We start from the raw sequence: 26,661 nt of genomic DNA on the forward strand, positions 1-26,661 counted from the left end.
CACACATCTGGAGGGCATCCAGTCGTTCTCCGCGCGCGATCGTCGCGTTCGGCGGCGGGATGCACTACCGTGGACATATGAAGAGTTCTGCAGATGTGCAGGTCGACGCGTGCTCGGTCCGGCTGGTGGATCCGGAGCGGGTGGCGAGCGTCAACGCCAGGATGCCTGGCGCGGACGACATCGTCGACACGGCCGACGTGTTCGGCCTGCTCGGCGACCCGCGGCGGCTGAAGCTACTGGTCGCGCTGCTCGACGGTGAGCTGTGCGTCTGCGATCTCGCCGCGGTCACCGGGCTGAGCGAGTCTGCGACCTCGCACGCGCTCCGGCTGCTGCGCGCGCACCGCGTAGTCGCCGTACGGCGGGACGGCCGGATGGCGTACTACCGCCTGGACGACGCCCACGTCCGCATGCTCGTAGACCTTGCCGTCGCCCATACCGAACACACCGACGCCATCCACCCGGAGAGGTCGGAGTCGTAATGGGCGAGGGACACGGTCACGGGCACGGTGTGAGCTCCGAGGCGGATCGGAAGCTGCTGAGCGGTGCTCTCGCGCTGATCGTCGGCTTCATGGCGGCGGAGATCATCGTCGGCATCGCGGCCGGATCGCTGGCCCTGATCACCGACGCCGCGCACATGCTCACCGACGCGATCGCGATCCTGCTCGCCCTGATCGCGATCCGGCTCGCCGCCCGTCCACCGGCCGGCGGCTACACCTACGGCTTCAAGCGCGTCGAGATCCTGTCCGCGCAGGCCAACGGCATCACGCTCCTGCTGCTCGCGGCGTACTTCGTCTTCGAGGCGATCAGCCGGATGATCCACCCGCCCGACGTGAAGGGCGGGCTGGTCCTGATCACCGGTCTGGTCGGCATCGTGGTGAACCTGCTCGCCACCTGGCTGATCAGCAAAGCCAATCGCTCGAGTCTCAACGTCGACGGCGCGTTCCAGCACATCCTGAACGACCTCTTCGCGTTCATCGCGACCGCGATCGCCGGTCTCGTCATACTCCTCACCGGCTTCGCCCGGGCCGACGCGATCGCCGCGCTGGTGGTCGCGGCGCTGATGCTCAAGGCCGGTATCTCGCTGGTCCGCGACTCCGGCCGGATCTTCCTCGAGGCGGCGCCGACCGGGATCGACCCGCAGGCGCTCGGCGCCGAGCTGTGCGCGGTCGAGGGTGTGGTCGAGGTGCACGACCTGCATGTCTGGGAGATCACGTCCGGCGAGTCGGCCGCGTCCGCGCACATCCTGGTGGCCGAGGGACTCGACTGCCATCAGATCCGGATCAAGATCGAGGCGCTACTCGCGGACCGGCATCAGCTGACGCACTCCACCCTCCAGGTCGACCACGCCACCAGCGACGACCCCGCGGCACACTGCAGCGACGCCCACGGCACCGTTCACCGCTCGATCACAGCCGCTGCACGAGCACCTGACCCAGCCAGTCCGAACCATTGACCCGACGTACGGCGAACTCCACGTCCCGGGTGAATCCTTGTTTCTCGTAGTAGCGGACCAGCGCACCGTCGCCGCCCGCGAAGCAGTCCACCCGGAGCACCCCGACTCCCGCCGCACGAGCCAGCTCGCGGGCGTGATCGAGCAGCTCGCCGCCGAGGTTGTGACCCGCGGATCCGCGCTCGGTGACCAGCAACCGTACGTACAGCTCCGGTTCGGTGGCCGCCGGCACGTACGGCATCGCGTCCCCGACCGCGAGCGCACCCACGACCCGGCCGCCGGCTTCGGCCACCCACAGCCCGTCGTCAGCGAACGAGGTGATCTGCTCGACCCGTCGCGGGTTGGTCGAGTGCGGCTCGGTGCCCCACTGATCGGTCTGCCCGCGCGCGACCAGCCACTCGGTCGCCCCGTCGAGCAGTGCCAGCACCGCCGGTACGTCGTCCCGCCCCGCGCGGCGGATGTTGATCTGCACGTCCCCAGAATAGTTTGGCCGGGGGTGTCGAAACCCGTCCGCCAGTCTCTACCTAGGGGTGTAGAGAGGAGCTCACCGTGAGCAGCAAGACCGGAAAGCTGGACAAGACGTTCACCGCACCACTGCTGAAGAGCGACGCCGAGGGCGGCTGGACCTACGTGAAGATGCCGGACTCGGCCGAGTACTTCGGCACCCGCGGCCTGGTGAAGGTCCGCGGCACCATGGACGGCCACCCGTTCGAGAGCTCGTTCATGGCCCTCGGCGACGGCACCCACAAACTCCCGGTGAAGGGCGACCTCCGCGACCTGATCGGCAAGGAGCCCGGCGACGAGATCACCGTCCACCTGGAAGAACGCCTCGGCTGAGCCCACCCGGTTAACGTTTGAGACCGCGGTCACAGCGGGTCATGTCCTGAGTAAGGACTGTGTGAAGAATCAGTCCTGACGGCCCGCACGGTTGGGGATCATCCGGCGCCGGACCGTAAGTTCGGTTGCGGGTGGTCCGTCGACGTCAGGAGTGAACGAAGTGCAACGGGGCTCACGGGGTATGCCGTCGGCATGCCCACCCTCAGCGGAGCCGGTCTCGCCGTGACGACGCTGAACAAGATTCTCGGCATCGCCGGAGTGGCTCTGCTGCTCGGCGGGGTACTGCTCGGCTTCCGGTCGGTCTCGGCCGGTGGCACCGACTGTGGTTCGGCGTTCCAGCCGGCCGCGGGGATCACGCCGATGGCGTGCGACAACGCGCTGAACAGCGCCGGCACCCTGGTCACGATCGTGATCAGCGCCGGTGTGCTCTGCCTGATCGCCGCCGTCGCCGTCAAGGTGGTCCGGGACAAGGTCACCGCCTGAATTCAGGTGCGGGACGGCCGCCGCTGCGAGACGCTGCCGCAGTGACGATCGAACAGTTCCGGCTCGATGTGCCGGAGACGGACCTGAAGGACCTGCACGAGCGGCTCGACCGCGTCCGCTGGCCGGCCGAACTCCCCGGGGCCGGCTGGTCCCGTGGCGTGCCGCTGGCGTACCTCCAGGACCTGGTCGAGTACTGGCGTACCGGGTACGACTGGCGGGCGGCCGAGGCGCGGCTGAACGAGTGGCCGCAGTTCACCACCACGATCGACGGCGCGAACGTGCACTTCGCCCACATCCGCTCACCCGAACCGGACGCGACCCCGCTGATCGTCACCCACGGCTGGCCGGGCTCGTTCGTCGAGTTCAGCGAGATCGTCGGCCCGCTGACAGACCCCCGCGCGTACGGCGCCGACCCGGCCAACGCGTTCCACCTGGTCCTCCCGAGCATCCCCGGCTTCGGTCTGTCCGGACCGACCCAGGAGCCCGGCTGGGAGTTCCTGCGGGTGACCAACGCGTGGTCCGTCCTGATGGCGCGACTCGGGTACGACCGGTACGGCGCTCAGGGCGGCGACTGGGGTGGCGGCATCTCCCGTGAGCTCGGGCGGATCGACGCCGAGCACGTGATCGGCGTACACCTCAATCTCATCCCCAATTCCGGCGCCACGTCCGAGCCGACGCCGGCGGAGCTCGAGCCGCTCGACCAGGCCGAGCGGGACCGCACCTGGGCCTCCTGGCGGCGATTCCAGGAGTGGTTGAAGGACAAGCAGGGGTACGCCGATCTGCAGTCGACCCGGCCGCAGACCCTGGCGTACGCCCTCACCGACTCACCGGTCGGGCAGCTGGCCTGGATCGCGGAGAAGTTCGCGACCTGGTCCGATCCCGCGTCCGTGATCGACCGCGACCATCTGCTCACCAACGTGATGCTCTTCTGGCTCACGCGCACCGGGGGATCGTCCGGCGCGATCTACTACGAGCGCGCGCACGCGTCGTACTGGGGACAGCCGGCCGAGCCGTCGACGACGCCGACCGCCCTGCTCGACCTGGCCCACGACAACTTCATCCCGCTCCGGCACAAGGTCGATCGGACCGACAACATCGTCCGCTGGACCAGCCACCCGGACGGCGGCCACTTCGCCGCACTCGAACAACCCGGTGTGCTCGTCACCGATATCCGTGCGTTCTTCGCGGCCCTGCGGACCACGGAGTCCTGAGCCCGGTGGTGCGCCGGCCTGCGCCTGGTCCTGGCCGACACACCTGTCTGGAAAGTCGTCCGGTACCCATTGGGGCGGTGTCTATGCGCCGAACTATCGTGGCGGCATGAGTTTCACCGGGTTTCCGGCGGCGGCGCTGGACTTCTACGACGACCTCGAGATGGACAACACCAAGAGCTTCTGGACGGCGCACAAGCACGTCTACGAGGAGTCGGTGAAGGCCCCGATGGCCGCATTGCTCGCGGAGCTCGAACCGGACTTCGGTCCGGCGAAACTGTTCCGGCCGTACCGGGACGTCCGGTTCGCGAAGGACAAGACGCCGTACAAGACGCATCAGGGCGCGTTCATCGACGTCGCTCCGGCGACCGGCTGGTACGTCCAGCTCGGGGCGCCCGGCGTCCGGGTCGCGGCCGGGTTCTACGAGGCGAACTCGGAGCGGCTGGCCCGGGTCCGGACCGCGATCGACGACGACCGGCGCGGCCGGCAACTCGAGAAGCTGCTGGCCAAGCTCACCGCGGCCGGCTGGACGGTCGGCGGGGACCGGCTGAAGACAAGCCCCCGCGGGTACGACGCGGAGCACCCGAGGATCGACCTGCTCCGGCACAAGTCCCTGACGGTCAGCAAGTCCTACGGCTTCGAGCCCGTCATCCACAAGCCGGAGCTGGCCGGCCAGATCCGCGCCGACTGGAAGGCCACCCGGCCGCTCATCACCTGGCTGACCGACAACACCTGACCGCCGGCAGGCAGCCCGGGATCAGCGGTCGAAGTCGCGGCGGATCCCGGCGAGGATGTCGCGCGTCTTGTTCGGCGGCGGGGCCGCGACGCAGAGGGCCTCCATGGTGGCCGTGTACTGGTCGAGATCCTCGAGCTTGTCCAGGTACAGCGCACTGGTCAGGTGCTCGATGTAGACGATGTCCGGCAGGTCCTGCTCCGGGAACCGCAGGATGCTGTAGGCGCCGCCGGTCGCCGCGTGGCCGCCGGAGTCGAACTTCATCACCTGCAGGGTGATGTTCGGCAGGTGGGTCGCCTCGATCAGCGAGTCCAGTTGCATGATCATCGCCTTCACGCCGCCGATCGGCCGGCGCAGCACCGACTCGTCGACGACGGCCCACAGGCGGACCGGATTCGGCCGGGTCAGGACTTCCTGCCGGCTCACCCGGAGGGCGACCCGCCGCTCGACCTCCTCGGCCGGGATCAGCCCACGACCCAGCTGGACGACCGCGCGCACGTAGTCCGTGGTCTGCAGCAGACCGGGGACGAACTGGAGCTCATAGGTACGGATCAGCGCGGCCGCTGCCTCGAGCCCGAGATAGGAGTGGAACCAGCTCGGCAGCACGTCGCCGTAGCGGTGCCACCAGCCGGGGTTGTTCGCCTCACGGGCGAGGGCGAGCAGCCGCTCGCGCTCTTCGCCGTCGTCCAGGCCGTACAGCGTCAGCAGGTCGCCGACGTCTCGTTCCTTGAAGCCGACGCGGCCCAGCTCCATCCGGCTGACCTTGGATTCCGATGATCGGATTTCCCACCCTGCGTCGGATCGGCTGATTCCAGCCGCGTCCCGCATCCGCCGTAGGTGCGCTCCGAGGATGATGCGAAGCGCGGTCGGTCCGCTCTGCGCGCCCGACTCGGTCACACCCACCTCCCACAGCCCCCAGCGGTCTGATCAGCGGCAACATCGCCCGCAGTGCACATCATCGCACGCTCAGGAGCGAATCTGCCGAAGTTCTTACATATCAGCAGCGAATCCGGACCGACGATCACGGGCCGTAACAGTAGCCTATGCGTCATAGCCGCAATTTGTCAGGACATACTTGTCCGTTCGAGCTGAGGCGAACACCGTTCGACGGCCCTCGATCCAGCCCTCGGCAGGCTGAAACGCCGGCTTTGTGGTCTCGATATGGAAAACGTGCGGATGCACGTGCATCTGACGCTTGCATTCGAAGCGTGCTGACGCCATGATTGATTCATGCACAGAAGGTGAGCTGGATCTCGCGATACGTAACATTGCGTGATCTGGCAGGCCGGTCCTACAGGCCGCCGACGGCCCTCCCGTTGGCTTGACTGGTTGGGGAACCCGAGTCGATGAACGACGACGACAGTGAGACAGCCGAGCGCACCGCCCAGCTGGCCGGCGGCCGCGCGCCCGACGAACTGACGGAGCGGGAGATCCAGGCACTGGTCGCGCGTTGCCCTGAGCAACAGCGCTGGGCCTTCGAGGGCTGGCTGCGCGGTGTCCGCCACCTCGACGGAGACCCGATCGTGAGTCTCGCCCCATGACCACCGACAGAGCAGTAGGAGGCCGAAAGATGGTGCGGATCTGGCTGGGAGACCACCTGATCGCCGAGTATGTCGCCGAGCCGGACCGCGCGTCGCGGTACCAGCGGGTGATGACGCCGAAGTTCACCGGATTGCGCATCACCGTTGACAATGCGGCCACCGGCAAAGCTTCCGAACTGCCCAGCGAACAGCTCTGGCCGCTCACCGTCCAGTAGCCCGTTCGACCCCCTCCCGGTAACACGAAGGCCGGCCCTCGTCCGAGGGTCGGCCTTCGTCGTTCCTTGGTACGGCGTTCACCCGATGTCCGCCCGCTGGGTCGGGGCGGCCGGCCGCACGTGAGGTTTTGCTGCCGACCGCCGTACCCGGCTTTCGCCGTCGCAGCGGACAACGGAAGAGGCCCCTTCGTCACTCGCCTGGCGAAGGGGCCCCTTGCTTCCGGTTCCGTCAGGCGAGGTAGTCGAACTCGCCGTCGTGGACGCCGCCGAGGAACGCCTCGATCTCGGCCTTGGTGAACACCAGTGCCGGGCCGTCGGTGTGACGCGAGTTCCGCATCGCCACGCCACCGTCCGCCAGTTTCGCTACCTCGACACAGTTGCCGTTGGGGCCACTCCGCTGGCTCTTCCGCCAGATCAGCTCGCTGATCGAGTCGCCGGGCATGCCGTTGTAGACAGCAGTCATCAGCTGCACCTTCCGTACGTCTTTGGCATATGCACGTGCATTTGGCCTTGCATTTGCATCGTACACGTTTCGGGGCCGGGTGTCCGCCCCCTTACGTGCAGTGATCACGACAGGCTCAAACGCCCGTTGCAAACCATCCCGAGGTCGCGATCGGTGACAGGAATCCGCGGTACGACGCCGGCTGGGCAGGCGGAGCCGGGATGCATGGGATCGCGGGAGATGGGTACCAACCAGAAGCAGGCATGACCGTGGTTCAGCGAAGTGCCACGCCGTGACAAGAGTCGCGAGGTCATACCAAATGAATACGAGCACCGTGTTGTTCGCCACCGCCCCGTCCCGGTCAGGACGGACCTCCACCAGCTGCACGACCCCGGCCGATCGGGCCGCCCGGGAAGCAGCCACCAGGGAACTGATGGAACGCAGGGCTACCTGCACCGACGAAGCCGAGCGGCAACGCCTGCTCGAGGAAGTCGTCGAACTCAACCTCGAGATGGCCCGGGGCATCGCGCGCCGGTTCCGCGGCCGCGGCGCCGAGGCCGACGATCTCGAGCAGGTCGCCTACCTGGGCCTGGTCAAGGCCGCGCATCACTACCGGCTCGACGCGGACACCCCGTTCATCGGGTTCGCCATTCCGACCATCCGCGGCGAGGTGAAGCGGTACTTCCGCGACTGCGCCTGGACGGTCCGGATACCGCGCCGGCTGCAGGAGATGCAGGGCACGATCGCGACCAAGCTGCCGGAGCTCGAGCAGGAGCTGAACCGGGAGCCGACGCCGAGCGAGATCGCCGAGCACCTCGAGGTCGACGTCACCGAGGTCGAGCAGGCGCTCGCCGCCAAGGGCTGCTTCAACGTGCTCTCGCTGGACCGGCCTGCCGAGGTCGACGCCGAGCTGACGCTGGCCGACGTGGTCGCCGATGTCGATGACGGAAGCATCGATCAGCTGGAGACGGTCGAGATGTTGCAGCCGGTGCTGGCAGATCTCAGTGAGCGCGAGCGGCGGATCCTGCAACTGCGCTTCGTCGAGGGCTGGACCCAGTCTGAGATCGGGAACGACATCGGCGTCAGCCAGATGCAGGTCTCCCGGGTGCTGCGCAAGATCCTCGACGACCTGCGCGACAAGCTCGCTCCGCTGCCGGCTGCCGCCTAACCGTTGCCGGAGGCGACATCCGCCGGAGTGCCTTGGTGGTAGTAGAGGCGCCAGGTGCCGTCGGTCCGCCGCCACAGTGAGCTGCGGCGGACCGGGGCGCCGCCGGTACGGCGGGACACATAGGTGACGTGGACGAGGTCGTCGGCCAACTGGACGCCGGCGACCTCGGTCGCCTGGATCGGATCGGGGTCGGTGATCTCACCGCTGCCGAGCGCGGCCACCATCGCCGTCCGGTCCCAGCGGCGACCGGACGCGCCCACCTCGACGAAGTCCGGATCCAGCAACGCTTCGACCGCCTGCGCCGACGACCGTACGTCGGGCCGCAACAGACTCAGCTCCGCCTCGACAACCATCCCCACCTCGTCCATTCCACCCACCCTATGGCGACTCGCCCGCAGCGGATGGTTACCGAGGGTGCAGGGTAGCGGCACAATGGGGGAAAACGAGGGGATGAGTCGTTGTTCCTGGCGTTGCGGATGATCAGGACGGTGCCCGCGGACGCGGTCGCCGTGGTCCGCGCGTACCCGCGCATTGTGGTGTGCTTCGCGGCCGCCCTGACCGGCACCGCGCTGGTGTTCGACGTCTTCTATCTCGTTGCGAGCCCTGGGCTGACGTTGGCGCTGGTCTATACGGTGCCGGTGCTGGCGGGCCTGATCGCCGGACTGGTGGCGGCCGCTGACGATGTCGGCCTCGACCATGGAGTGCTGCTCCGCACGACCGGCCTGGCCGTTGCCCTCGGCATCACCAACGCGATCGTGGTCGCGATGATCGCCGCGATGCGTCGTACCGACCCGTCGAACTGGGCGTCCGGTGGTCAGTCGGTGCTCTTCGCCGTCTGCACGGTGTTCGCGGTCGCTGTGTCGATCGTTGCCTGCCGCAAGCTGATCGATGCGCTCGGCATCGAGTTGCGAACGAAGTTGCCGCGGCGCCCGGTCCGGGTCCCGATCGCCGCGGTGCGGGTGGCGGCGCCGGTGTCGCGCGCGAGCAAGGAGTCGGCGGCCCGGGCCAAGCCGGTCCAGCTGGTCGCGCCGCCGCCTCCGCCGGACGATGAGGAAACCATCGAGGTCTTCGTCCCGCCGCCACCGCGGGTGGTCGATCTCGACGAGGCCCGTCCGGTCGGTTCGTTGGGTCAGTCCAGTGGTCACGCGGATCGGCTCGTCCCGCGCCCGCGCCGGACCGGCTCCCGCGGTCCCAACAAGCCAGGCAGGCGTCCCGGCAGCTAGCAGGTCGTGCCCGCTGCCACACTGGGAGGGATCTGCGGGAGGTGCCTGTGTGGGATCTGGTGGTCGTCGGAGCCGGCCCGGCGGGGGCTTCGGCTGCGCTCGGCGCGCTGGCGGCCGACCCGAGCCTCTCGGTGCTGATGCTCGATCGGCACGACTTCCCGCGGGACAAGGCCTGTGGTGACGGGATCGCTCCGCACGTGCTCGATCTGCTGGCGGGAGTCGGCGTCACCGGCATCGTCGACGACTGGACGCCGGTACGACGGTTCGCCCTGACCTGGGGCGACGTCGGAGTCGACCGGGACATGGCCCGGCCGAACTGGGTGGTGCCGCGGACCGTCTTCGATCACCGACTGGCGGACGCGGCCCAGACGGCCGGTGCGCAGCTCGTCCGCCGACGGGTCCGCGGTCTCGAGATCCAGCGGCGGGCGGTGCTGGTGGACGGCGAGGTCGACGCCCGGTTCGTCGTCGGCGCTGATGGTGCGCATTCCGTCGTACGGCGGGATCTGGGGGTGAAGGCGGGACCGGTGGCGCTGGCGATCCGCGGGTATGCGCCGACGCCGACCGCGCGGGCCGCGAGTCAGGTGATCGCTTACGGTCCGGGGCGGCAGCCGTCGTACGCGTGGTCCTTCGACCGTGGCGACGGCTGGTCGAACGTCGGGTACGGCGAACAGCTGACCAGCGACCGGCCTCGTCCGACCCGGGCCGACCTGCTTGCGCACCTGGAAGGCCTGCTGCCAGGCGCGTCCGACGGCGGGAAGTCCTGGTGGGGACACCATCTGCCGCTGTCCGGATGGACCTGGCGTCCATCGGCGGGTCGGGTGATGCTGGCGGGCGACGCCGCCGGGTTGATCAACCCGATGACCGGCGAGGGCATCTACTACGCCGTCGCGACCGGTCTGCTCGCCGGCCGCGCGGTCGCCAATGCTCTGCGGGCAGACAGTGCCGATGCGGGTACGTCGTACCGCCGCCGAACGGCTCGCCTTCTCGCCAGGCATCTCCGGCACACCGCGCTCACCGTCCAACTCACCCGCTCCGGGCGCGTCCTCGACGCGGGCATCCGCGCGGCCGCTGCTGACCAGCGCATCTTCGACGACCTGGTCGAGCTCGGCCTGGCCGACGGCCTGATCACCCGCCGCCTGTTGCGCGGTCTGATGTCGTAGAAAAGCGTGTCGTAGGAAAGGGGGCCGCGGATGATGTCGAAACAGCTCCGAGAGCTTCGAGGTGTCGGTGCAAGCAGGTGACCGACTACTGAAGGGAAGAGCGTCATGAAGTATCTGTTGCTGGCCTACACCAAGCAGGCCGACTGGGACACGGTGGACGTGACGAGCCCGGAGTTCCTGGCGGCGTGTGCGTTCTACGAGGAACTGGGGGCCGAGCTGACCGCATCCGGTGAGCTGCTGTCGACCGAGGGGCTGGCCCATCCGGCGCTGTCGCACACCGTCCGCGGGGGTGTTGACGGGCCGATCGCCAGCGAGGGGCCGTTCGCCGAGTCCAAGGAGGTGCTGGTCAGCTTCGCGGTCGTGGACTGTGACAGCCACGACCGGGTGATGTCCATCGCCACCCGGATCACCGGCGCCGTCGGCGACGCGGTCGAGGTCCGGCCGATCATGGCAGGCCCGCCCGAACAACCATGATCGAGCAGATCTGGCGAGATCTGACACCGCAGGTCCTGGGTGCATTGGTGCGGCGGTACGGGCACTTCGAGTCCTGTGAGGACGCGGTCCAGGAGGCGTTGCTGGCGGCCGCGACGCAGTGGCCGGAGCAAGGTGTCCCGGATGAGCCGAAGAAGTGGCTCATCCGGGTCGCCTCCCGGCGGCTGATCGACATCCTCCGCAACGAGGAAGCACGCCGGCACCGGGAGGACGCCGTACGCGTTCCGGATGTCGCTCCCGAGCCGGCCGCGGGGTCGGACGACTCGCTGACCTTGTTGTTCCTGTGTTGCCATCCGGCGTTGTCGGCGGCGTCGCAGATCGCGCTGACGCTGCGCGCGGTCGGCGGTCTGACGACGACCGAGATCGCCGCCGCGTTGCTCACGCCGGAGGCGACGATGGGGCAGCGGATCAGCCGGGCCAAGCAGAAGGTCAGCGGTACGCCGTTCCGGTTGCCGGCCGAGTACGCCGAACGGTTGGCCGCCGTACTGCAGGTGCTCTATCTGATCTTCAACGAGGGCTACACGGGTACGGCGGGGGAGCGGCTGAGCCGGGTCGAGGTGGCGCAGGAGGCGATCCGGCTGACCCGGATGCTGCACGCGATCCTGCCCGACGATGGCGAGGTCGCCGGTCTGCTCGCGCTGATGGTGCTGACCGATGCGCGGCGTGCTGCTCGTACGACGGCGGACGGGTTGCTGGTGCCGCTCGACGACCAGGACCGCGGGCTGTGGGATCAGAAGGCGATCGGTGAAGGCGTTGAGTTGATCACCTGGGCCATGTCAACGACAGAGCTCGGGCCGTATCAGCTGCAGGCCGCGATCGCTGCCGTGCACAACGAGGCGAAGACCGCTGCCGACACCGACTGGCGACAGATCCTCGGCCTCTACACCCTGCTCGAGAGGCACCTCGACGGTCCGGTGGTGACGTTGAACCGTGCGGTCGCGGTCGCGAAGGTGCACGGTCCGGCCGCGGGTCTCGCGTTGCTTGACACGTTGCGGGACGACGATCGCGTGACCCGGTCGCATCGCTATCCAGCCGTACGGGCGCATCTGCTCGATCTGCAGGGTGACGCCGACGCGGCGAAGGAGCTGTATCTGGCGGCCGCGAAGCTCGCCACGAATACCTCGGAGCAGCGCTATCTCAGGAATCGTGCAGCGCGTGGGGTTGCCTGAGATCGTGGTTCTATGGGTGAGCTGATGGATGCATGGGCAGTGGAGCGGCCCGGCCCGATCGACGACGGGCCGTTGCGGAGGGTACGTCGTACCGTCCCGCAAGCCGGACCTGGTGAAGTGCTGGTGAAGGTGGAGGTCTGCGGGGTCTGCCGCACCGATCTGCACCTGTGCGAAGGCGACCTCGAGCCGCGGCGGCCCGGCGTCGTACCAGGGCATCAGGTCGTGGGTGCGGTGGTCGATCGCGGACCACAGGCCGAGAGGTTCGAGATCGGAGATCGGGTCGGGATCGCGTGGCTCCGGCGCACCTGTGGGGTCTGCGAGTTCTGCCGCGCCGGAGCCGAGAACCTCTGCCCGCTGTCGTCGTACACGGGCTGGGACGCGGACGGCGGATTCGCCGAGTACGCCGTCGTACCGCAGGACTACGCGTACGCGCTGCCGGCCGACCGTCCCGCGGAGGAGCTCGCGCCGTTCCTGTGCGCCGGGATCATCGGCTACCGGTCACTCCTGCGGGCGAACCTCCCGCCGGGCGGCCGCCTCGGGATCTACGGGTTCGGCTCCAGCGCCCACCTCACCGCCCAGATCGCAACCGCCCAGGGCGCCGAGCTGTTCGTCATGACCCGTGGCGAACAGAACCGGGAGCTGGCCCGCTCCCTGGGTGCCGCGTACGTCGGGGAGACCGCCGACCGACCGCCCGTGCCACTGGACTCGGCGATCGTGTTCGCTCCGGCCGGCGACGTGGTCCCGTACGCCCTCGAAGCGCTCAAGCCCGGTGGAACTGTGGCGGTCGCCGGGATCTACCTGAGCGACGTACCGGCGCTGAACTACGAGCGCTATCTCTTCCACGAACGCGACCTGCGCAGCGTCACCTCCAACACCCGCCGCGACGGCGAGGAACTCTTCCGCCTCGTCGCCCGGCTGCCCGTCAGCGCCCACATCACCGCGGTCCCGTTCGCCGCGGTCGATCGGGCGCTGGCAGACGTCGCCCACGGTCGGGCCAGTGGTTCGCTGGTGGCCGTGCTCCCGGGTGAACGGTTCCGGCCCGGAGATCGTTAGAACTGAGTGAAGATTCGATCCGGGGCCGGTTCCTGGCTTCAGCGGTAGCTGCTAGCTGCGTTAGATTTGATCAAATCTTGCCGAGCTACCAGGGAGCGTGAGCGCCGATGCGGGATCTGACCAGGCAGGTGTGGTCGGTCCTTGCGGCTGGCATCGCGCTGCGAGACGGGCAGTGCTGAGCAAGGTTCTCGGCGCGGTAGGTGTGGTCCTGCTGATCGCCGGGGTGGTGTTCGCCGTACGGCCGGTCCATGTCAACGGCGAGGCCTGCGGTTCGGTCTTCCAGCCCGAGAAGGGCATCACGCCGATGCAGTGCGACGCCCGGCTGGGCAGCCGAAGCGACCTCGTCACCGGTCTCGGCGCCGGCGGCGTCGCGGTCCTGCTCACCGGTTTCGCCGTCGCCGCCGTCCGCGACCGCCGGGCCGGCGTCACCTCCTGACCGTTCGCGGCGGGCAGGCTTGACCTTCACACAGTGTCAAGCCGGAAGGTGGGGGCATGTTCACCATCGGAGACTTCGCGGCGTTCGGGCAGGTATCGGCCCGGATGTTGCGGCACTACGACGCGATCGGACTGCTCCGGCCCGCGGTGGTCGACCCGGAGAGCGGGTACCGCTTCTACTCGGCCGACCAGCTGCGCAGGCTGAACCGGATCATCGCCCTGAAGGATCTGGGCTTCAGTCTGCAGCAGGTCGCGGAGATCGTCGACGCCAAGCTGTCCGCCGAGGAGCTGCGCGGGATGCTGCGGTTGCGGCAGGCCCAGCTCGAGGCGGAGCTGGCGCGGGGCGCGTCGCGGTTGGTCAGTGTCGAGGCGAGGCTCCGGCTGATCGAGAAGGAAGGCCACATGCCCACTGACGACGTCGTTCTGAAACGCATCGCCCCGACCCGGGTCGCGGAGCTGTCCGCGATCTCACCCAGCTACGACGGCGAGGACATCGGACCGGTGCTGCAGCCGTTGTTCGGCCAGCTGTTCGAGCGCCTCGGCGAGGCCGGCGTGAACCCGTGCGGTTCGCCGGTCGCGTACTACGAGGACGCCGACGGGGACACGGTCCGTGTCCACGCCGCCGTACCCGTCGACACCGGCACGGCCGCCGGTGTCGACCTCGTCGATCTTCCCGAACTCACGCAGGCAGCAACCATCGTGCACAAGGGCGACATGATGGAAGCCGACCGCAGCATGCAGACGCTGGCCCGCTGGATCGAGGACAACGGCTACCGCAGTCACGGGTACGCCCGTGAGGTCACGCTCCAGTTCGACATGGACAACCCGGCCAACTGGGTGCACGAGTTCCAGATCCCGGTCACCAAGCCGAACTAAACGGCCGAACTGACCGTCGCGAAGGAGTGCGGCGGCAGCGTGACCCGCAGGCCGCGGGGCTCCGGTTCCACTCTGAGCCGAACCGGAGCCACCGCGCCGGGTTCGCCGACCGTGTTGTACGCCTGCGGTTTCGATGCCGTCAGCAACCGTCCGGACGGCTCCCGGATCTCGGCACCGCGCAGATCGAGTACGACGTCCAGCGACGCAACAGGATCCAGATTGCTGATCGAGATCAGCCCCCGCCCGTCCTTCACCGAAGCTGAGGCCGACACCAGTTCCATCGTCTCGCCATCCAGTTCGTACGGCGCCGGCTGCTCGACGACGTGGACCGGCACGGCCACCGCGTCGTGGTGCCCCTTGTTCATCTCGAAGACGTGGTACGTCGGGGTCCGCACCAGACCGCCGTCGTCGTCGGTGAGCAGCATCGCCTGCAGCACGTTGACCGTCTGCGCGATGTTGGCCATCACCAGCCGCTCCGCGTGCCGGTGGAACACGTCGAAGTGCAGGCTCGCCACCAGCGCGTCGCGCATCGCGTTCTGCTGGAACAGGAACCCGGGATTCGTGCCCGGCTCGCCATCCCACCAGGTGCCCCACTCGTCCAGCACCAGGCCGACCTTGCGCTCCGGGTCGTACGCGTCCATCACCGCGGAGTGGCCGCGGATCACCCGCTCGATGTCCTGCGCCTTGATGATCGTCCGGTAGTAGTCGTCGAGGTCGAAGTCGGTCGCGCTGCCCTTGTTCTCCCAGGTCCCGGCCACCGTGTAGTAGTGGAACGAGACCGCTTGGAAGATGTTCTTCGGGTCGCGGCCGCAGCCCAGGCAGCTGATCGCCTTCATCAGTGCCTCGGTCCAGGCCAGGTCGTCATCGGCGGCGCCGGCAGCGATCCGGTAGAGCTTGTTGTCGCCGTGGTCCCGGCAGAACGTCGCGTACCTTCGGGCGAGATCGGCGTACGCCTCGGCGCGCATGTTCCCGCCGCAGCCCCAGGCCTCGTTGCCGATACCCCAGAACGGGACCTTCCACGGCTCGTCGCGGCCGTTGGCCTTGCGCCGGCGGACCATCGGGCTGTCGCCGTCGCGGGTCAGGTACTCGACCCACTCGCTCATCTCCTGCACGGTCCCACTGCCGACGTTCCCGTTCACGTACGGATCCGCGCCGAGCAACTCGCACAGCGCCATGAACTCATGGGTGCCGAAGTGGTTGTTCTCCTCGACGTTGCCCCAGTGGGTGTTGATCATCGACGGCCGGTCCGCCTTCGGCCCGATCCCGTCCTGCCAGTGGTACTCATCGGCGAAGCAGCCGCCCGGCCAGCGCAGGTTCGGGATCTGCAACGCCCGCAGCGCCTCGACCACGTCGAGCCGGATGCCGCCCTCATGCGGGAGCTCCGAATCCTCACCGACGTAAAAGCCGCCGTAGATGCACCGGCCGAGGTGCTCGGCGAAGTGCCCGTACAGATGCCGGCTGATGGTCGGTCCTGGTACGTCGAGATCGATCACGACGCGGGCAGCAGATGCTATGGACACCACATTCTCCTTGTTTCGAGGGGTTTCGGGCAGTACGGCCGATGCTGAGGGCGACCGGAGGAACGCGGTCCGCCCGCACGCCCGGCTCATCCCGGTCGGTGGGGACAGAAGTTTGCATCCGGCGACGAATTCTTTCCCCACCATCAGGAGCGCCACCGCCGGAGTTGGCGTCAGCGGATCGGGCAGGACGGCCACGGGGGCGGGCCGGAAGGCGTGGATCCTTACGTAGGGTGGGGATATGACGCGACCTGGGCGGTGGGGCGGGGAAGCCGGCAAACGAGCATCCACCGTGGTGACGATGGCTGATGTGGCGCGGTCCGCGGGGGTCTCCACGATGACCGTGTCGAACGTGATCAACGGGCGGCCGCGGGTCGGCGCCGTGACCCGGGAACGGGTGCTGGCGACGATCAGCGAGCTCGGTTACCAGGTCAATCTGGCCGCCCGGCACCTGCGCGCCGGCCGCACCGGCGTGGTCGGCCTCGCGGTCCCCGAGCTCGAGCGCCCGTACTTCGCACAGCTCGCCGCACGGCTCGCGGACCGGTTCGAGGGGCACGGGCTGCGGATCGTGATGGAACGCACCGGAGCCAGCCGCGAGGGCGAGCTGGACGCGGTTGCCTTCTCCCGGCTGCGGATGTACGACGGCCTGATCCTCAGCGTGGTCGATATCGACCCGGCCGAGTTGGCCCAGATCCGCACCGACGCACCGGTGGTGATGATCGGGGAGCGGGCGCTGCCGTCGCGCTTCGACCACGTGATGATGGACAACGTCGACGGCGCGCGGCAGGCGACCGCGCACCTGCTCGCCACCGGCGCCCGGCGGGTCGCCATGCTCGGCGGCAACCCCGACTCGACCGCGAACATGCCGGCCCTGCGGGCCGAGGGCTACGCGCTCGCGCACACCGAGGCCGGCGTACCGATGGATCCGGAGCTGACGGTTCGGTGCCAGTTCACGCTCGAAGCGGGGTACGCCGCGATCCGGTCGTTGCTCGATCGCGGCATCACCTTCGATGCCGTCTTCGCGCTGACCGACGTGACCGCGATGGGTGCGCTCCGGGCGCTGGCCGATGCCGGGCTGCGGGTGCCGGACGGCGTCCAGGTGGTGGGCTTCGACGACATCGACGAAGCGCCGTATCTGGTTCCGTCGCTGTCCTCGGTCAACCCGGGCCACGGAGAGATGGCCGACGCCATTACGTCGCTGCTGATCGCCCAGATCACCGGCGGCCCGACCGGCGACCCGCAGGAGCTGATCGTGCCGGCCCGGCTGATCCAGCGCGGTACGACGAAACCCACCGGCTGACCGCAGCACAGACCTCATCAGGACCCCCGGAAGGATGGGCGTTCCTCAGAGATATATCGATAAACCTGGCTGTCTGCAAGCTTTCTTCGAGGTCTTTCGTGAGCCGCTGAGTAAAGCCGACACCTCCCACGCAGGTCGGAGGACCTTGGCTGCGGTCTTTTCGTGGCTCAGCCCGGCGCCACCACCTTGTGGTGAAAGCGCCGGGCTGGTCTCTGGGAAGGGTCAGTGCATCGGCTGGGAACGCTTGGCGCCGACGTGCGAGCGCCCCTTGCCCTGCAGCGTCGGCACGCTGCCCGGTTCCTCGTGCACCGTCCACTGGCTGTCCACGCTCTTCACGCCCGGGATGCGTTTGATGGCTTGCCGGGCCTGCTTGTCCTCGTCGGCCAGCACATCACCGACCAACGTTACGGTCCGCCCGTTCACCCGGACCTGGATCGCGTGGGGATGACTGACCAGCCGCCCGAGCTCGGCCCGCACCCGGTCGTGCAGTACGGCGTCGTCCGCCGACCGCCCGGTGACCCGGTAGCGCGTCGCCATCGCCATCCCGCGGCCGCGGTTCGACACGTCGCGCGACAAGCCGCGCACACCGTCGGTCAGGTCATTTGCCCGGTGCGCGGTTCTGTCGCGCATCCGGGCGCGTCGTGCCTTCCCGCGGTCCGGGTCGAGCAGGTACTCGGCCATCATTCCAGTGCACACACCTGCAGCGGCCAGCCCGGCACTCCTGATCAGTCGCATCCTCTCTCACCGTCCTCGAAGAAGATCGCTTACCAATCGCAGTACCCAGTCGATCGAGGCTCACGCAAGCAGTGCGGCGATCTCCTTCATCTGGTCATCGCTGAGCGGGCCGAGCTGCATCGCGCTGGCGTTCTCCTCCGCCTGCGCGACCGTGCGGAAGCCCGGGATCGGCACCGTCCGCGGGCTCCGCGCCCACAGCCAGGCCAGCGCGCCCTGCGCCAGCGACCGCCCGTCGCTCTCCAGTACGTCGCGGATCGCCGACACCTTGTCCCACCACTCCGGTGCCGGTACGCCTCCCTCGTCGAAGAACCGGAGCCACGACGGCGGCAGCGTGCGGATGTCCGCACCGGTCGCCGGCCGGTCCGCGGTCCGCCGGCCGAGGATCCCCATCCCCAACGGCGTCCGGTTGACGCTCGCCAGGTCGGCCCGCTCGCACAGCGCGAAGAAGTCCGAAGCGTCGTGCAGAACGCTGGCCTCGTGCTGGACCGCCGAGCAGTGCTCACCTGCGGCGAAGAGCTCCGCGCTGTGCAGCGTGTCGGTGCTCCAGGCGTAGCTGCGGATCAGCCCTTCACGGACGAGGTCTTCGCACGCCTCGCGCAACGGCAGTGCGATCTCGTCGGTGGTGTCGAAGTGCAACTGGTAGAGGTCGAGGTAGTCGGTGCCGAGCCTGTCCAGGGAGGCCCGGACGGCCTTGTGGACGTACTCGACCGAGTCGTCCTGGTGGTGCATGACCCGGGTCGACTCGTCGAACGTGTTGCCCCACTTGGTCGCGATGACCACCTGGTCACGGATCCCGGCCAGTGCCTTGCCGAGCACGCGTTCGCTGTGGCCGGCGCCGTACACATCAGCGGTGTCGAAGAACGTCACCCCGAGCTCGACGGCCCGCCGGATCGCCCGCACCGACTCGTCGTCGTCGACCTCGCCCCATCCCAACGGCTCGCCGGCCGGATTGCTGAACGGACCGCCGATCGCCCAGCACCCGAATCCGACCGGGCTGACCTCGATCCCTACTCGTCCCAACGTGCGCATCTCCATACCTCAACCCAATCAGCGGCTCGCTCATCCGTCCAATGCATCTTTTACCGGCATTCGATGCGTACGGCGTATGAGCATCAGTAGCCCGTGGCACGGGCGGCCAGGGCGTGGTTCATCGCGACGAACTGCGGCTCGATGGTCTTGGTGAGCCACGATCGGGTGAACGGGATTGCCACGCCGCGGAACTTCTCCTCCTGGATCAGACGGGTGCGGCCGTCCGGGAGCGCCTCGAGGCGGAAGGAATGCTCACCGTCGAAGATCCCGCCGGGCGGGACCTTGCCGATCCAGCGGAGCTCCTTGTTCGGCTCGACCGCGAGCAACTTGGGGGTGAACCTGGTCTCCGAGCCCTTCGTGTCGCGGAGCACGTTGGTGATCGTGCCGCCCGTGGTCAGGTCACCGGTCGAGGAGACGATGAACGGATTCCACTCCGGGTAGGCCTGCCGGTCGGCGAGCACCTTCCAGACCTGCTCGGGGGTCGCGTCGACGACGAGCTCGGTGTGCAGGACGAGCGGCCGCACGATCGTGACGACCGTGTAGCCGGCGAGCAGCACCACAAAGGTGCCGAGGGCAATGAAAAGCTTCTTTCTCTTCTTCATGACTGCTCCAGATCGGGGCCGAGGACGCTGTCGACCAGCTCCCTCGCGTAGACGGACGTGATCGGCTCGCCGGTGACGAGGAGCCGGTAGTACAGCGGCCCGATGAGCTGGTCGACCAGCACGGCGGGCGACGCATGGCTGCGGACGCGGCCGTCCGCCTGGGCCTGCGCAAGGACCGCGGTGACGGCGCGATGCCGCTCGGTCCAGAGGGCCCGGACACTCTCTCCGACTCGCGGCTCCCGGGCCGCGGCGGCGGCGAGGTCGGCGATGAGCGTGACCGGCAGCGTGGTGAGAGTCGCGACGATCGCAGTAACCAGGTCGGTCAGGTCGCGCCGCGTGTCCGGGGTCGGCTCGAACGGCACGGTGTCACGCAGCCCGGCGATCATCGCGATCACCAGCTCGGCCTTGGTCGGCCAGCGCCGGTAGATCGTGGTCTTCGCCACCCCGGCCCGCTCCGCGACCCGGTCGACCGACATCCCGTCGTACCCGCGGGCGCGCATCTCGGCCATGGCGGCCTGCAGTACTCGTCCCTCCACCCCGGCATCCCGCGGCCGCCCTCGTCCCACCATCGCCGTCCTCTTTTCGCTACTACGGTGTCGGAAAGAAAGGTTAGCGCGGCCGGTCGATTTACGCAACTGCGGTAGCGGAAGAGAATCGCTGACATCGACTGTCAGTGTTCGATGCGACCGTGGTGGGATGCGCAGACACAAGCTGCTGTTGCCGGCAGCCTTCATCACGTCCCTCGGAAACAACATCCAGCTGATCGGCGCCGCGCTGCTGCTCGTCCGCGCGCAGGGATCGATGCTGGACGTCGGCTGGCTGTTCATCGCGGTCGCGGTGCCACAGGCGGTGCTCTCGCCGTACTTCGGCCGGCTCGCGGACCGGTTCGATCGGCGCCGGCTGTGGATCGGGTGTGATGTGGTGAGTGCCGTCGCGGCGCTGTGTCTGCCGGTCGGGCTGGCGCTCGGTGGACCGCAGCAGGTGCTCGTGTACGGGAGCAACTTCGCGCTCGCGGTCGTTGCCGCGCTGTTCGTGCCGGCGAGTGCGGCGCTGGTGCGGGAACGCGTGCCGGTGGCGGACTTGCGGCGGTTCAACGGGAACTACGAGATCGCGCTGCAGAGCGGGATGTTGCTGTCGGCATCGGTTGGCGGATTCGCCTTGCAGTACTTCGGTTCTACGCCGCTGTTCGTGTTCAACGGGATCACGTTCGTTGCCTCTGCGCTGTTTGTCGCCGCTGTCGGCGCGCGCCGCCGGCCCGTGGCGGATGCCGGCGGTGATCCTGTGCCGACTGTGCGGTCCGTCGGAGGAGCGGTTTTGCCACTTGGCCCGCTAGCACTGCTGTTCGGACAGGGGCTTGTGGTGGTCACGGTGTTCAACGCATTGCTGCCGGTGCTCCTCGTCGGTGAGTGGCATCGTGGTCCGGCCGTCCTTGGTGTTGTGGACGCGCTCGGGGGCGCCGGGTTCCTGCTCGCCGCGGTCGCCTATCGGCGGTCCGCCGTACGGTTCGGTGATCTTCGGGTTGCCGTGGTGGGGTTCCTGGCCTGTAACGCGTTGCTTGTCCTGCAGCCGCTGTTCGGGGTCGGTGCGCTGATGGGGTTGGTGCTGGTCGGCGCGTTCGTGTTCGGGCAGGCGCGGATCGCGGCCCGGTCCTTGCTGATGACGTCGGTCGACCAGTCGCGGGTCGGGCACGCGTTCGGGGTCGCCAACGGCTACGGTCTCGCCGCCACCGTCGTCGTCATGCTGGTGACCTCGATCGTCACCGGACGCACCGACACCCGGTACGGCTTCGCGACCCTGGTCACCATCAGCGTGCTGGCCGCCGTACTGGCCCTCAGCTGGATCCGCCGGGCTCGGCCCGACAGGACTTATATAAGTGCTGTTATGATTTTGCCATGGACGATCCGACGGAGCAGAGTCAGTGGCGAGGCCTGCACCAGTTGCAGACCCGGATGGACGCCGACATCGGGCGCATCTACACCGACCGGCAGATCAAGGGGCTGAAGCCGAGCTTCGTGATGGAGCTGTTGCGGTTGCACGCCAAGGGCCCGATGACGATCACCGAGCTGGCCGAGTCGGTCGGGCGGACGCATTCCGCGCTCAGTCAGAAGGTGTCGGCGATGCGGACCGCGGGGCTGGTGCGGACCGTGCCGGGGACCGATGCCCGGAGCAAGAAGGTCGCGCTGACCGCGAAGGCGAAGAAGATCGTCGAGCTGCTGGCGGCCGAGTGGCGGGCGACCGAGGCCGCGATCACCGAGCTGGAAGCGGAGCTTCCGTATCCGATGACGCAGGTGGTCCGGGACGTCGAGGAAGCCCTGGCCCGCAAGAGCTTCCACGACCGGATCGCGGAGAAGCTCGACCGCGTCGAGCCGGAGCAGTGAGCGTCAAGCATGCGCTGATCGACCTGGAGCCGTTGCGGGCCGCTCCGGTGTTCCGGCGGTTGTGGGTCGGGCAGTTGTTGTCGACGTTCGGCGGCCAGTTGGCATTCGTCGCCGTGATGTTCCAGGTGTGGGACCAGACGCAGAGTACGGCGTGGACCGGCGCGGTCGGGTTGTCGCAGGCGTTGCCGTTGATCCTGCTCGGGCTGTTCGCGGGTGTGCTCGTCGATCGGGTCGAGCGACGGCGGTTCTATCTGATCACCACGTGCGGGCAGTTGATCACCTCGGCCGTGATGGCGAGCCAATTGGTGATCGGTGCGGTGCCGGTCGGCGTACTGCTCGGGCTCGTCGCGGCGCAGGCGTCGTTCGCGGCCGCGGCCGGGCCGGTCGCGCGGACCGTCCTGCCGCAGTTGCTGCCCCGGGAGCTCCTCGCCGCCGGGATCGCCCTCAACCGGATCGCCTTCCAGGCGGCGATGCTGCTCGGTCCCGCCATCGGCGGTCTGGTGGTGAGTGTCTGGGGTGCAGGCGCCTGCTACCTGATCGACTGTCTCAGTTTCCTGGCCGCGCTGTACGGCGTACTCGGACTCCCGCGCCTGCGGGTCGAGGCGGTCGCCAAGCCGGGGCTGCGGGGAGTGCGGGACGGGCTGGCGTTCGTCGTGGCGACGCCGGTGATCCGTGGCGCGTTGATCACAGATCTCGCGGCGACCGTGCTGTCGATGCCGATCAGCCTGTTCCCGGTGATCAACGCGGAGCGATTCGGCAACGATCCGCGGACGCTCGGCCTGTTCCTGACCGCGATCGCGGTGGGTGGCGTCACGGCGTCCGTGCTGTCCGGTGCGTTCACCCGGCTGCCACGACACGGCGTGGTGATGCTCGCTGGATCCGCGGGGTGGGGGATCGCCCTTGTTCTGTTCACGTTCTCGCCGGTGCCTTGGCTGGCGTTGGTGTTCCTCGGGGTGGCCGGCGCCGCGGACACGGTGGCGGTCGTCTCCCGGAGCACGATCATCCAGCTTCACACGCCGAGCGAACTCCTCGGCCGGGTCAGCGCCGCCGAGCAGATCGTCGGTCAGGCCGGGCCTGACCTGGGCAACCTCCGCGGCGGTCTGGTCGCCCAGCTCACCTCACCGGTCACGGCCCTCGCTTCGGGTGCCATCCTCTGCATCGCCGCGGTCGCCACCGTCGCCGTCACTACTCCCGGCCTGCGCGTCGGCGCCGAGTCGGTCGGGCCTGCTCCACGCGGTTGACCGGGCCTGTGCCAGGATCTGGAGTTATGGGGAAGCGCGGGACGACGGGTCTCTGGGCAGCCGCCATCGGGGTCTGCATCATCGCGAGCATCGTGCTGCCGATGTTGTGGCAGCACTCCCTGGTCGATCTGAAGGTCTACCGTCTGGGTGGCAGCACCCTGCTGCACGATCCGTCCAGGCTGTACGACGTACAGCTCGCCGGGACCGTACTGCCGTTCACCTACCCGCCCTTCGCGGCGATCCTGATGGTCCCGTTCGCCTTGCTGCCGTGGCCGGTCGCAGCGGTCGTCTGGACGCTCGGCACGGTGCTGAGCCTGGTCGCGATCTGGCGGCTGTCGGTTCCGCTGTCCTCCGCGCTCCTGCTGGCTGTCGTCGCGGGGTCGCTGCTGCTCGAGCCGGTCCGGGAGACACTCGGCTTCGGCCAGATCAACCTGATGCTGTGCGCCTTGATCCTGTACGACGTCCTGGATCGAACGCATCATCGCCGTGGACTCTGGATCGGTGTAGCCGCCGGCATCAAGCTGACCCCACTCGTCTTCCTCGCGTTCCTCGCCGTCACCCGGCAGTGGCGGGCGTTGGCGCACGCGTCGGCCGGCTTCCTGGCGACGGTCGTCCTGGGCTTCCTGATCGCGCCGCACGCGTCGCGGCAGTACTGGACCTCGCTGATATCCGACCCGACGCGGACCGGTGGTCTGGCGTTCGCGAGCAACCAGTCGTGGAACGCCTTCCTGATCAGGCTGACCGGGGACCTCGACGGCGGAGGGCCGCTCTGGTACGTCCTCGTACTGCTCACCGGGCTCGGTGGGCTGTGGCTGTGCCGGGTTCTGTGGTTGCGCGATCAACGACTCGCCGCCGTGTCGATCTGCGGGCTGATCGGCCTGCTCTGTTCGCCGGTCTCGTGGAGCCACCACTGGGTTTGGGTGATCCCGCTCGGGGTGGCTCTGCTCCAGGTCGTGGTACCGCGGTGGCGGGTGCTCGCCGGCCTTGCCTGGTTCGGTGTGTTCACGATCAGCCCGATCTGGTGGCCGCCCGATCACGACAACCGCGAGCTCGGCTGGTCGGCCGGCGAGCAGGTTCTGGGGAACGCTTACCTGATCGCCGCGCTCGCCGTAGCCGGCGTCCTGGCCCGGTCGTTGCTGCGGGCACCAGTTACCTCTGGCCGGAAGCTGCCAGCGGCATAGTCCGGATCCGCACCAGGTCGCGTGAGAACGTGGACTGGTGCAGTGGAAAAGGGGGACGGCGGTCCTGTGGTGGCTGGCCGTGGCAGTGGTGGTCACGGTGGGCGCGTTGTTGCCGTTGCTCTGGGACCACACCGGGGCCGACCTGAAGGTGTATCGGCTCGGCGGCTGGACGATGCTGACCGATCCGCCGGCGTTGTACGACGCCCGGCTGCCGCACATCGCGATGCCGTTCACCTACCCGGTGTTCGGCGCGCTGGTGATGATCCCGTTCGCGGTGCTGACCTGGCCGCTCGCGTACGCCGCCTCGATCGTCGCCTCCGGGGTCGCGCTGACCGCGATCTGGCGGCTCTGCCTGCGCTCGTTCACCGCGAAACCGCATCCCCCCGTCCTGGTAATGCTGGTGGCCGCGTCGCTGCTGCTGGAGCCGGTCCGCGAGACCTTGTCCTACGGTCAGATCAATCTGATCCTCTGCGCGGTCATCCTGTACGACCTCCTGGACGGCAAGCACAGGCACCGGGGGCTCTGGATCGGGATCGCGGCCGGCATCAAGCTCACGCCGTTGGTGTTCCTCGGCCTGCTGCTCGTCACCCGGCAGCGCCGGGCGCTCGCGAACGCCGCGGCGACGTTCCTGGGTACGGTCGTGCTCGGCTTCCTGGTCGCCCCGGGCACCGCGCTGCACTACTGGACCCACCTGCTGGGCGAGACGACCCGGATCGGCGGACTGGCGTACGCGGGCAACCAATCCTGGAACGGTTTCCTGATCCGACGGTCCGGTGATCTCGCAGGTGGCGGGCCGGCCTGGTTGGTGCTCGTCGTACTCACCACCGGCGCCGGCCTGTGGCTGTCGCGGATGCTCTGGTTGCGCGGGCAACGTCTGGCGGCCGCCTCCGTCTGCGGCCTGATCAGCCTGTTCTGCTCACCGGTGTCCTGGAGTCACCACTGGGTCTGGACCCTGCCCTGCGGCATCGCCTTGGCCCGCGTGCTGGACGGCCGCGCCCGGATCGTCGTCGCGAGCGCCTGGTACGCCGCCTTCGTGGTCGCGCCGATCTGGTGGCCACCGCGATCGAACAACCGCGAGCTCGGCTGGTCGTTCGGCCAGCAGGTGGCGGGCAACGCCTATCTCTGGCTCACACTGGCCGGCGCGCTCGTGCTGGCGGCCGGCTGCCGGCACCGGACGCGCCTCAAGGTCGGGAACTACCACGAACGGATCAGCTGAGAGCGACGGTGCGGAAGCCGGTGTTGCCCATCGACGACTCGGGGGTGTTGGAGGAACGGGCGGAGTTGCGGTAGCGGTTGCAGTACGAGTCGTGGCACAGGTACGAACCACCGCGCATCACCCGGGCCGCGCCGAGCGACGGGCCCTGCGGGTCCGCATCGGGGGAGAACTTGTAGTACCGCGGGCCGAACCAGTCGGCGCACCACTCCCAGACGTTGCCGACCGTCTGCCACAGGCCGAATCCGTTCGGCTCGAAGCTGCGGACCGGCGCAGTGGTGAGGTAACCGTCGTCTTCTGTGTTCACGCCCGGGAACTGGCCCTGCCAGATGTTGCAGCGCCAAGCCCCGTCGTCACGAAGGTCGTCGCCCCACGGATACCGCGCGCCCTCGAGGCCGCCCCGGGACGCGAACTCCCACTCAGCCTCTGTCGGCAGGCGGCGTCCGGCCCACCGGCAGTACGCGACCGCGTCGTTCCAGCTCACATGGACGACGGGATGGTCGTCGAGTCCGTCGAGGTCGGACTGGGACCCACCCGGGTGACGCCAGTCCGCGCCTCGCACCCCGGCCCACCACGGCGTACCCGCCGCCGGCCCCATCACCTCGTCCGGCTCGGCCGCCAACGCGAGGTGGAAGACGGCAGAGAAGCCGAAGATCTCCGCCTCCGTCCGATACCCGGTCGCCTCGACGAATCGGTCGAAGTCCGCATTCGTCACGCTCGACGCATCGATACTGTACGGCGCCAGCCGGACCCGATGAACCGGTGTCTCGCCATCTCCGGCGTTCCCGTCCCCGGTCCCGTCACCCATGGCGAACTCGCCACCGTCGAGCACAACCTGTTCCACCCCGTGCTGCCCGGTCTCCGAAGACACGGGCGGCGGAGTCGAGGCCTCAGCCACCGGTCGCGGTGGGGCACAACAGGACGGATGCTCGTCGCTCATACCTCCAGGATCTCTCAAGTCACGCTGACGCGAGTAACCG

At 68.5% G+C, this 26,661-nt stretch carries 32 protein-coding genes; 22 read left to right on the forward strand and 10 right to left on the reverse strand.

Features of this window, described 5'->3' with window-relative positions; all coding sequences use genetic code 11:
* The first annotated feature begins 77 nt into the window (after window positions 1–77).
* Both OG558_RS20860 and OG558_RS20865 read left to right on the forward strand, forming a co-directional pair.
* Entirely contained in the window at window positions 78–479 is a 402-nt protein-coding gene (locus OG558_RS20860) for a metalloregulator ArsR/SmtB family transcription factor (RefSeq protein ID WP_329474590.1), read from the forward strand.
* Window positions 479–1,453 (forward strand): cation diffusion facilitator family transporter, encoded by a 975-nt coding sequence (locus tag OG558_RS20865; RefSeq protein WP_405071738.1) that lies wholly within the window; start codon window positions 479–481, stop codon window positions 1,451–1,453. Before OG558_RS20860 ends, OG558_RS20865 begins: the two co-directional genes overlap by 1 nt.
* Here OG558_RS20865 and OG558_RS20870 read toward each other — a convergent pair.
* A complete protein-coding gene (locus OG558_RS20870) occupies window positions 1,407–1,922 on the reverse strand; it encodes a GNAT family N-acetyltransferase (protein WP_405071739.1) in 516 nt (171 codons plus the stop codon). The genes OG558_RS20865 and OG558_RS20870 overlap by 47 nt on opposite strands.
* Window positions 1,923–1,999: 77 nt before the next feature.
* Between OG558_RS20870 and OG558_RS20875 the strand changes: the two genes are divergently transcribed.
* The 4 genes from OG558_RS20875 to OG558_RS20890 all read left to right on the forward strand — a co-directional run bounded on the left by OG558_RS20875 (window position 2,000) and on the right by OG558_RS20890 (window position 4,714).
* Entirely contained in the window at window positions 2,000–2,287 is a 288-nt protein-coding gene (locus tag OG558_RS20875) for a DUF1905 domain-containing protein (RefSeq protein ID WP_405071740.1), read from the forward strand.
* Between the two features lie 192 nt (window positions 2,288–2,479).
* Window positions 2,480–2,770, forward strand: a complete 291-nt coding sequence (locus tag OG558_RS20880) for a hypothetical protein (protein ID WP_329474594.1) — start codon at window positions 2,480–2,482, stop codon at window positions 2,768–2,770.
* Window positions 2,771–2,811: 41 nt separating this feature from the next.
* Complete coding sequence (locus OG558_RS20885) at window positions 2,812–3,981, forward strand: epoxide hydrolase family protein (RefSeq protein ID WP_405071741.1); 1,170 nt, start codon at window positions 2,812–2,814, stop codon at window positions 3,979–3,981.
* A 106-nt stretch (window positions 3,982–4,087) separates the two neighbouring features.
* Window positions 4,088–4,714: a DUF2461 domain-containing protein gene (locus OG558_RS20890; RefSeq protein WP_405071742.1), complete on the forward strand. Its 627-nt coding sequence runs from the start codon at window positions 4,088–4,090 to the stop codon at window positions 4,712–4,714.
* A 21-nt stretch (window positions 4,715–4,735) separates the two neighbouring features.
* Here the strand turns inward: OG558_RS20890 and OG558_RS20895 are convergent, their stop codons facing one another.
* A complete protein-coding gene (locus tag OG558_RS20895) occupies window positions 4,736–5,608 on the reverse strand; it encodes a helix-turn-helix domain-containing protein (RefSeq protein WP_405071743.1) in 873 nt (290 codons plus the stop codon).
* Window positions 5,609–6,057: 449 nt separating this feature from the next.
* Here OG558_RS20895 and OG558_RS20900 point away from each other — a divergent pair, with 449 nt between their 5' ends.
* Window positions 6,058–6,252, forward strand: coding sequence for a hypothetical protein (locus tag OG558_RS20900; RefSeq protein WP_328523292.1), 195 nt, complete (start codon window positions 6,058–6,060; stop codon window positions 6,250–6,252).
* Complete coding sequence (locus OG558_RS20905) at window positions 6,249–6,467, forward strand: hypothetical protein (protein ID WP_233714578.1); 219 nt, start codon at window positions 6,249–6,251, stop codon at window positions 6,465–6,467. Before OG558_RS20900 ends, OG558_RS20905 begins: the two co-directional genes overlap by 4 nt.
* A gap of 229 nt (window positions 6,468–6,696) precedes the next feature.
* Here OG558_RS20905 and OG558_RS20910 read toward each other — a convergent pair whose 3' ends face one another.
* On the reverse strand, window positions 6,697–6,930 hold the full coding sequence (locus OG558_RS20910; protein ID WP_329474599.1) for a DUF397 domain-containing protein: 234 nt from the start codon (window positions 6,928–6,930) through the stop codon (window positions 6,697–6,699).
* Between the two features lie 298 nt (window positions 6,931–7,228).
* On the opposite strand from OG558_RS20910, the gene OG558_RS20915 reads away from it, so the two are divergent.
* Window positions 7,229–8,077 (forward strand): SigB/SigF/SigG family RNA polymerase sigma factor, encoded by an 849-nt coding sequence (locus OG558_RS20915; protein ID WP_405071744.1) that lies wholly within the window; start codon window positions 7,229–7,231, stop codon window positions 8,075–8,077.
* Here OG558_RS20915 and OG558_RS20920 read toward each other — a convergent pair.
* Window positions 8,074–8,445: a DUF4440 domain-containing protein gene (locus OG558_RS20920; RefSeq protein ID WP_405071745.1), complete on the reverse strand. Its 372-nt coding sequence runs from the start codon at window positions 8,443–8,445 to the stop codon at window positions 8,074–8,076. The two genes, OG558_RS20915 and OG558_RS20920, sit on opposite strands and share 4 nt — an antisense overlap.
* Before the next feature lie 120 nt (window positions 8,446–8,565).
* Here OG558_RS20920 and OG558_RS20925 point away from each other — a divergent pair, with 120 nt between their 5' ends.
* The 7 genes from OG558_RS20925 (at window position 8,566) to OG558_RS20955 (ending at window position 14,485) form a co-directional block, all read left to right on the forward strand.
* Window positions 8,566–9,300: a hypothetical protein gene (locus OG558_RS20925; protein WP_405071746.1), complete on the forward strand. Its 735-nt coding sequence runs from the start codon at window positions 8,566–8,568 to the stop codon at window positions 9,298–9,300.
* A 41-nt stretch (window positions 9,301–9,341) separates the two neighbouring features.
* Complete coding sequence (locus tag OG558_RS20930) at window positions 9,342–10,460, forward strand: NAD(P)/FAD-dependent oxidoreductase (protein WP_405071747.1); 1,119 nt, start codon at window positions 9,342–9,344, stop codon at window positions 10,458–10,460.
* A gap of 105 nt (window positions 10,461–10,565) precedes the next feature.
* Entirely contained in the window at window positions 10,566–10,934 is a 369-nt protein-coding gene (locus OG558_RS20935; protein ID WP_328523286.1) for a YciI family protein, read from the forward strand.
* On the forward strand, window positions 10,931–12,121 hold the full coding sequence (locus OG558_RS20940) for an RNA polymerase sigma factor (RefSeq protein ID WP_405071748.1): 1,191 nt from the start codon (window positions 10,931–10,933) through the stop codon (window positions 12,119–12,121). Before OG558_RS20935 ends, OG558_RS20940 begins: the two co-directional genes overlap by 4 nt.
* A 12-nt stretch (window positions 12,122–12,133) precedes the next feature.
* Window positions 12,134–13,174 carry a zinc-dependent alcohol dehydrogenase family protein gene (locus tag OG558_RS20945; protein WP_405071749.1) on the forward strand — a complete coding sequence of 347 codons (1,041 nt, stop codon included), beginning with the start codon at window positions 12,134–12,136 and terminating at the stop codon, window positions 13,172–13,174.
* A 172-nt stretch (window positions 13,175–13,346) separates the two neighbouring features.
* Complete coding sequence (locus OG558_RS20950) at window positions 13,347–13,610, forward strand: hypothetical protein (RefSeq protein ID WP_329474607.1); 264 nt, start codon at window positions 13,347–13,349, stop codon at window positions 13,608–13,610.
* A gap of 56 nt (window positions 13,611–13,666) precedes the next feature.
* Complete coding sequence (locus OG558_RS20955; RefSeq protein ID WP_405071750.1) at window positions 13,667–14,485, forward strand: MerR family transcriptional regulator; 819 nt, start codon at window positions 13,667–13,669, stop codon at window positions 14,483–14,485.
* On the opposite strand, the gene OG558_RS20960 is transcribed toward OG558_RS20955, so the two are convergent.
* Window positions 14,482–16,005 carry an alpha-N-arabinofuranosidase gene (locus OG558_RS20960; RefSeq protein ID WP_405071751.1) on the reverse strand — a complete coding sequence of 508 codons (1,524 nt, stop codon included), beginning with the start codon at window positions 16,003–16,005 and terminating at the stop codon, window positions 14,482–14,484. The two genes, OG558_RS20955 and OG558_RS20960, sit on opposite strands and share 4 nt — an antisense overlap.
* Before the next feature lie 238 nt (window positions 16,006–16,243).
* Between OG558_RS20960 and OG558_RS20965 the strand changes: the two genes are divergently transcribed.
* Window positions 16,244–17,302 carry a LacI family DNA-binding transcriptional regulator gene (locus OG558_RS20965; RefSeq protein ID WP_405071752.1) on the forward strand — a complete coding sequence of 353 codons (1,059 nt, stop codon included), beginning with the start codon at window positions 16,244–16,246 and terminating at the stop codon, window positions 17,300–17,302.
* 222 nt (window positions 17,303–17,524) lie between these two features.
* Here the strand turns inward: OG558_RS20965 and OG558_RS20970 are convergent, their stop codons facing one another.
* The 4 genes from OG558_RS20970 to OG558_RS20985 all read right to left on the reverse strand — a co-directional run bounded on the left by OG558_RS20970 (window position 17,525) and on the right by OG558_RS20985 (window position 20,237).
* Complete coding sequence (locus OG558_RS20970; RefSeq protein WP_405071753.1) at window positions 17,525–18,037, reverse strand: BON domain-containing protein; 513 nt, start codon at window positions 18,035–18,037, stop codon at window positions 17,525–17,527.
* 60 nt (window positions 18,038–18,097) lie between these two features.
* Window positions 18,098–19,066, reverse strand: a complete 969-nt coding sequence (locus OG558_RS20975) for an aldo/keto reductase (RefSeq protein ID WP_405071754.1) — start codon at window positions 19,064–19,066, stop codon at window positions 18,098–18,100.
* An 83-nt stretch (window positions 19,067–19,149) separates the two neighbouring features.
* Window positions 19,150–19,668, reverse strand: a complete 519-nt coding sequence (locus OG558_RS20980) for an SRPBCC family protein (RefSeq protein ID WP_405071755.1) — start codon at window positions 19,666–19,668, stop codon at window positions 19,150–19,152.
* The gene (locus OG558_RS20985) at window positions 19,665–20,237 is read right to left on the reverse strand and encodes a TetR/AcrR family transcriptional regulator (RefSeq protein WP_329474614.1); all 573 of its coding nucleotides are present in this window, start codon (window positions 20,235–20,237) and stop codon (window positions 19,665–19,667) included. The genes OG558_RS20980 and OG558_RS20985 overlap by 4 nt, the downstream gene beginning before the upstream one ends.
* Before the next feature lie 127 nt (window positions 20,238–20,364).
* On the opposite strand from OG558_RS20985, the gene OG558_RS20990 reads away from it, so the two are divergent.
* Genes OG558_RS20990 through OG558_RS21010 form a run of 5 tightly spaced genes read left to right on the forward strand, consistent with a single transcriptional unit; the run spans window position 20,365 to window position 25,684 of the window.
* Window positions 20,365–21,669, forward strand: a complete 1,305-nt coding sequence (locus tag OG558_RS20990) for an MFS transporter (RefSeq protein WP_405071756.1) — start codon at window positions 20,365–20,367, stop codon at window positions 21,667–21,669.
* A complete protein-coding gene (locus OG558_RS20995) occupies window positions 21,618–22,046 on the forward strand; it encodes a MarR family winged helix-turn-helix transcriptional regulator (protein WP_405071757.1) in 429 nt (142 codons plus the stop codon). The genes OG558_RS20990 and OG558_RS20995 overlap by 52 nt, the downstream gene beginning before the upstream one ends.
* Complete coding sequence (locus OG558_RS21000; RefSeq protein ID WP_405071758.1) at window positions 22,043–23,287, forward strand: MFS transporter; 1,245 nt, start codon at window positions 22,043–22,045, stop codon at window positions 23,285–23,287. The genes OG558_RS20995 and OG558_RS21000 overlap by 4 nt, the downstream gene beginning before the upstream one ends.
* Before the next feature lie 26 nt (window positions 23,288–23,313).
* On the forward strand, window positions 23,314–24,468 hold the full coding sequence (locus OG558_RS21005) for a glycosyltransferase 87 family protein (RefSeq protein WP_405071759.1): 1,155 nt from the start codon (window positions 23,314–23,316) through the stop codon (window positions 24,466–24,468).
* Window positions 24,469–24,505: 37 nt separating this feature from the next.
* A complete protein-coding gene (locus OG558_RS21010) occupies window positions 24,506–25,684 on the forward strand; it encodes a glycosyltransferase 87 family protein (protein ID WP_405071760.1) in 1,179 nt (392 codons plus the stop codon).
* Here the strand turns inward: OG558_RS21010 and OG558_RS21015 are convergent.
* Window positions 25,677–26,525 (reverse strand): formylglycine-generating enzyme family protein, encoded by an 849-nt coding sequence (locus tag OG558_RS21015; protein WP_405071761.1) that lies wholly within the window; start codon window positions 26,523–26,525, stop codon window positions 25,677–25,679. The genes OG558_RS21010 and OG558_RS21015 overlap by 8 nt on opposite strands.
* Window positions 26,526–26,661 lie beyond the last annotated feature (136 nt).

Source organism: Kribbella sp. NBC_01510 (assembly GCF_045040325.1).
GTDB lineage: Bacteria > Actinomycetota > Actinomycetes > Propionibacteriales > Kribbellaceae > Kribbella.

Coding starts and splice junctions, on each gene's coding strand:
- OG558_RS20860 (WP_329474590.1), top strand. CDS start 78: ATGAAGAGTTCTGCAGATGTGCAGGTCGACGCGTGCTCGGTCCGGCTG.
- OG558_RS20865 (WP_405071738.1), top strand. CDS start 479: ATGGGCGAGGGACACGGTCACGGGCACGGTGTGAGCTCCGAGGCGGAT.
- OG558_RS20880 (WP_329474594.1), top strand. CDS start 2,480: ATGCCCACCCTCAGCGGAGCCGGTCTCGCCGTGACGACGCTGAACAAG.
- OG558_RS20890 (WP_405071742.1), top strand. CDS start 4,088: ATGAGTTTCACCGGGTTTCCGGCGGCGGCGCTGGACTTCTACGACGAC.
- OG558_RS20900 (WP_328523292.1), top strand. CDS start 6,058: ATGAACGACGACGACAGTGAGACAGCCGAGCGCACCGCCCAGCTGGCC.
- OG558_RS20905 (WP_233714578.1), top strand. CDS start 6,249: ATGACCACCGACAGAGCAGTAGGAGGCCGAAAGATGGTGCGGATCTGG.
- OG558_RS20910 (WP_329474599.1), bottom strand. CDS start 6,930: ATGACTGCTGTCTACAACGGCATGCCCGGCGACTCGATCAGCGAGCTG.
- OG558_RS20915 (WP_405071744.1), top strand. CDS start 7,229: ATGAATACGAGCACCGTGTTGTTCGCCACCGCCCCGTCCCGGTCAGGA.
- OG558_RS20920 (WP_405071745.1), bottom strand. CDS start 8,445: ATGGACGAGGTGGGGATGGTTGTCGAGGCGGAGCTGAGTCTGTTGCGG.
- OG558_RS20935 (WP_328523286.1), top strand. CDS start 10,566: ATGAAGTATCTGTTGCTGGCCTACACCAAGCAGGCCGACTGGGACACG.
- OG558_RS20940 (WP_405071748.1), top strand. CDS start 10,931: ATGATCGAGCAGATCTGGCGAGATCTGACACCGCAGGTCCTGGGTGCA.
- OG558_RS20945 (WP_405071749.1), top strand. CDS start 12,134: ATGGGTGAGCTGATGGATGCATGGGCAGTGGAGCGGCCCGGCCCGATC.
- OG558_RS20955 (WP_405071750.1), top strand. CDS start 13,667: ATGTTCACCATCGGAGACTTCGCGGCGTTCGGGCAGGTATCGGCCCGG.
- OG558_RS20965 (WP_405071752.1), top strand. CDS start 16,244: ATGACGCGACCTGGGCGGTGGGGCGGGGAAGCCGGCAAACGAGCATCC.
- OG558_RS20970 (WP_405071753.1), bottom strand. CDS start 18,037: ATGCGACTGATCAGGAGTGCCGGGCTGGCCGCTGCAGGTGTGTGCACT.
- OG558_RS20975 (WP_405071754.1), bottom strand. CDS start 19,066: ATGCGCACGTTGGGACGAGTAGGGATCGAGGTCAGCCCGGTCGGATTC.
- OG558_RS20980 (WP_405071755.1), bottom strand. CDS start 19,668: ATGAAGAAGAGAAAGAAGCTTTTCATTGCCCTCGGCACCTTTGTGGTG.
- OG558_RS20985 (WP_329474614.1), bottom strand. CDS start 20,237: ATGGTGGGACGAGGGCGGCCGCGGGATGCCGGGGTGGAGGGACGAGTA.
- OG558_RS20990 (WP_405071756.1), top strand. CDS start 20,365: ATGCGCAGACACAAGCTGCTGTTGCCGGCAGCCTTCATCACGTCCCTC.
- OG558_RS20995 (WP_405071757.1), top strand. CDS start 21,618: ATGGACGCCGACATCGGGCGCATCTACACCGACCGGCAGATCAAGGGG.
- OG558_RS21005 (WP_405071759.1), top strand. CDS start 23,314: ATGGGGAAGCGCGGGACGACGGGTCTCTGGGCAGCCGCCATCGGGGTC.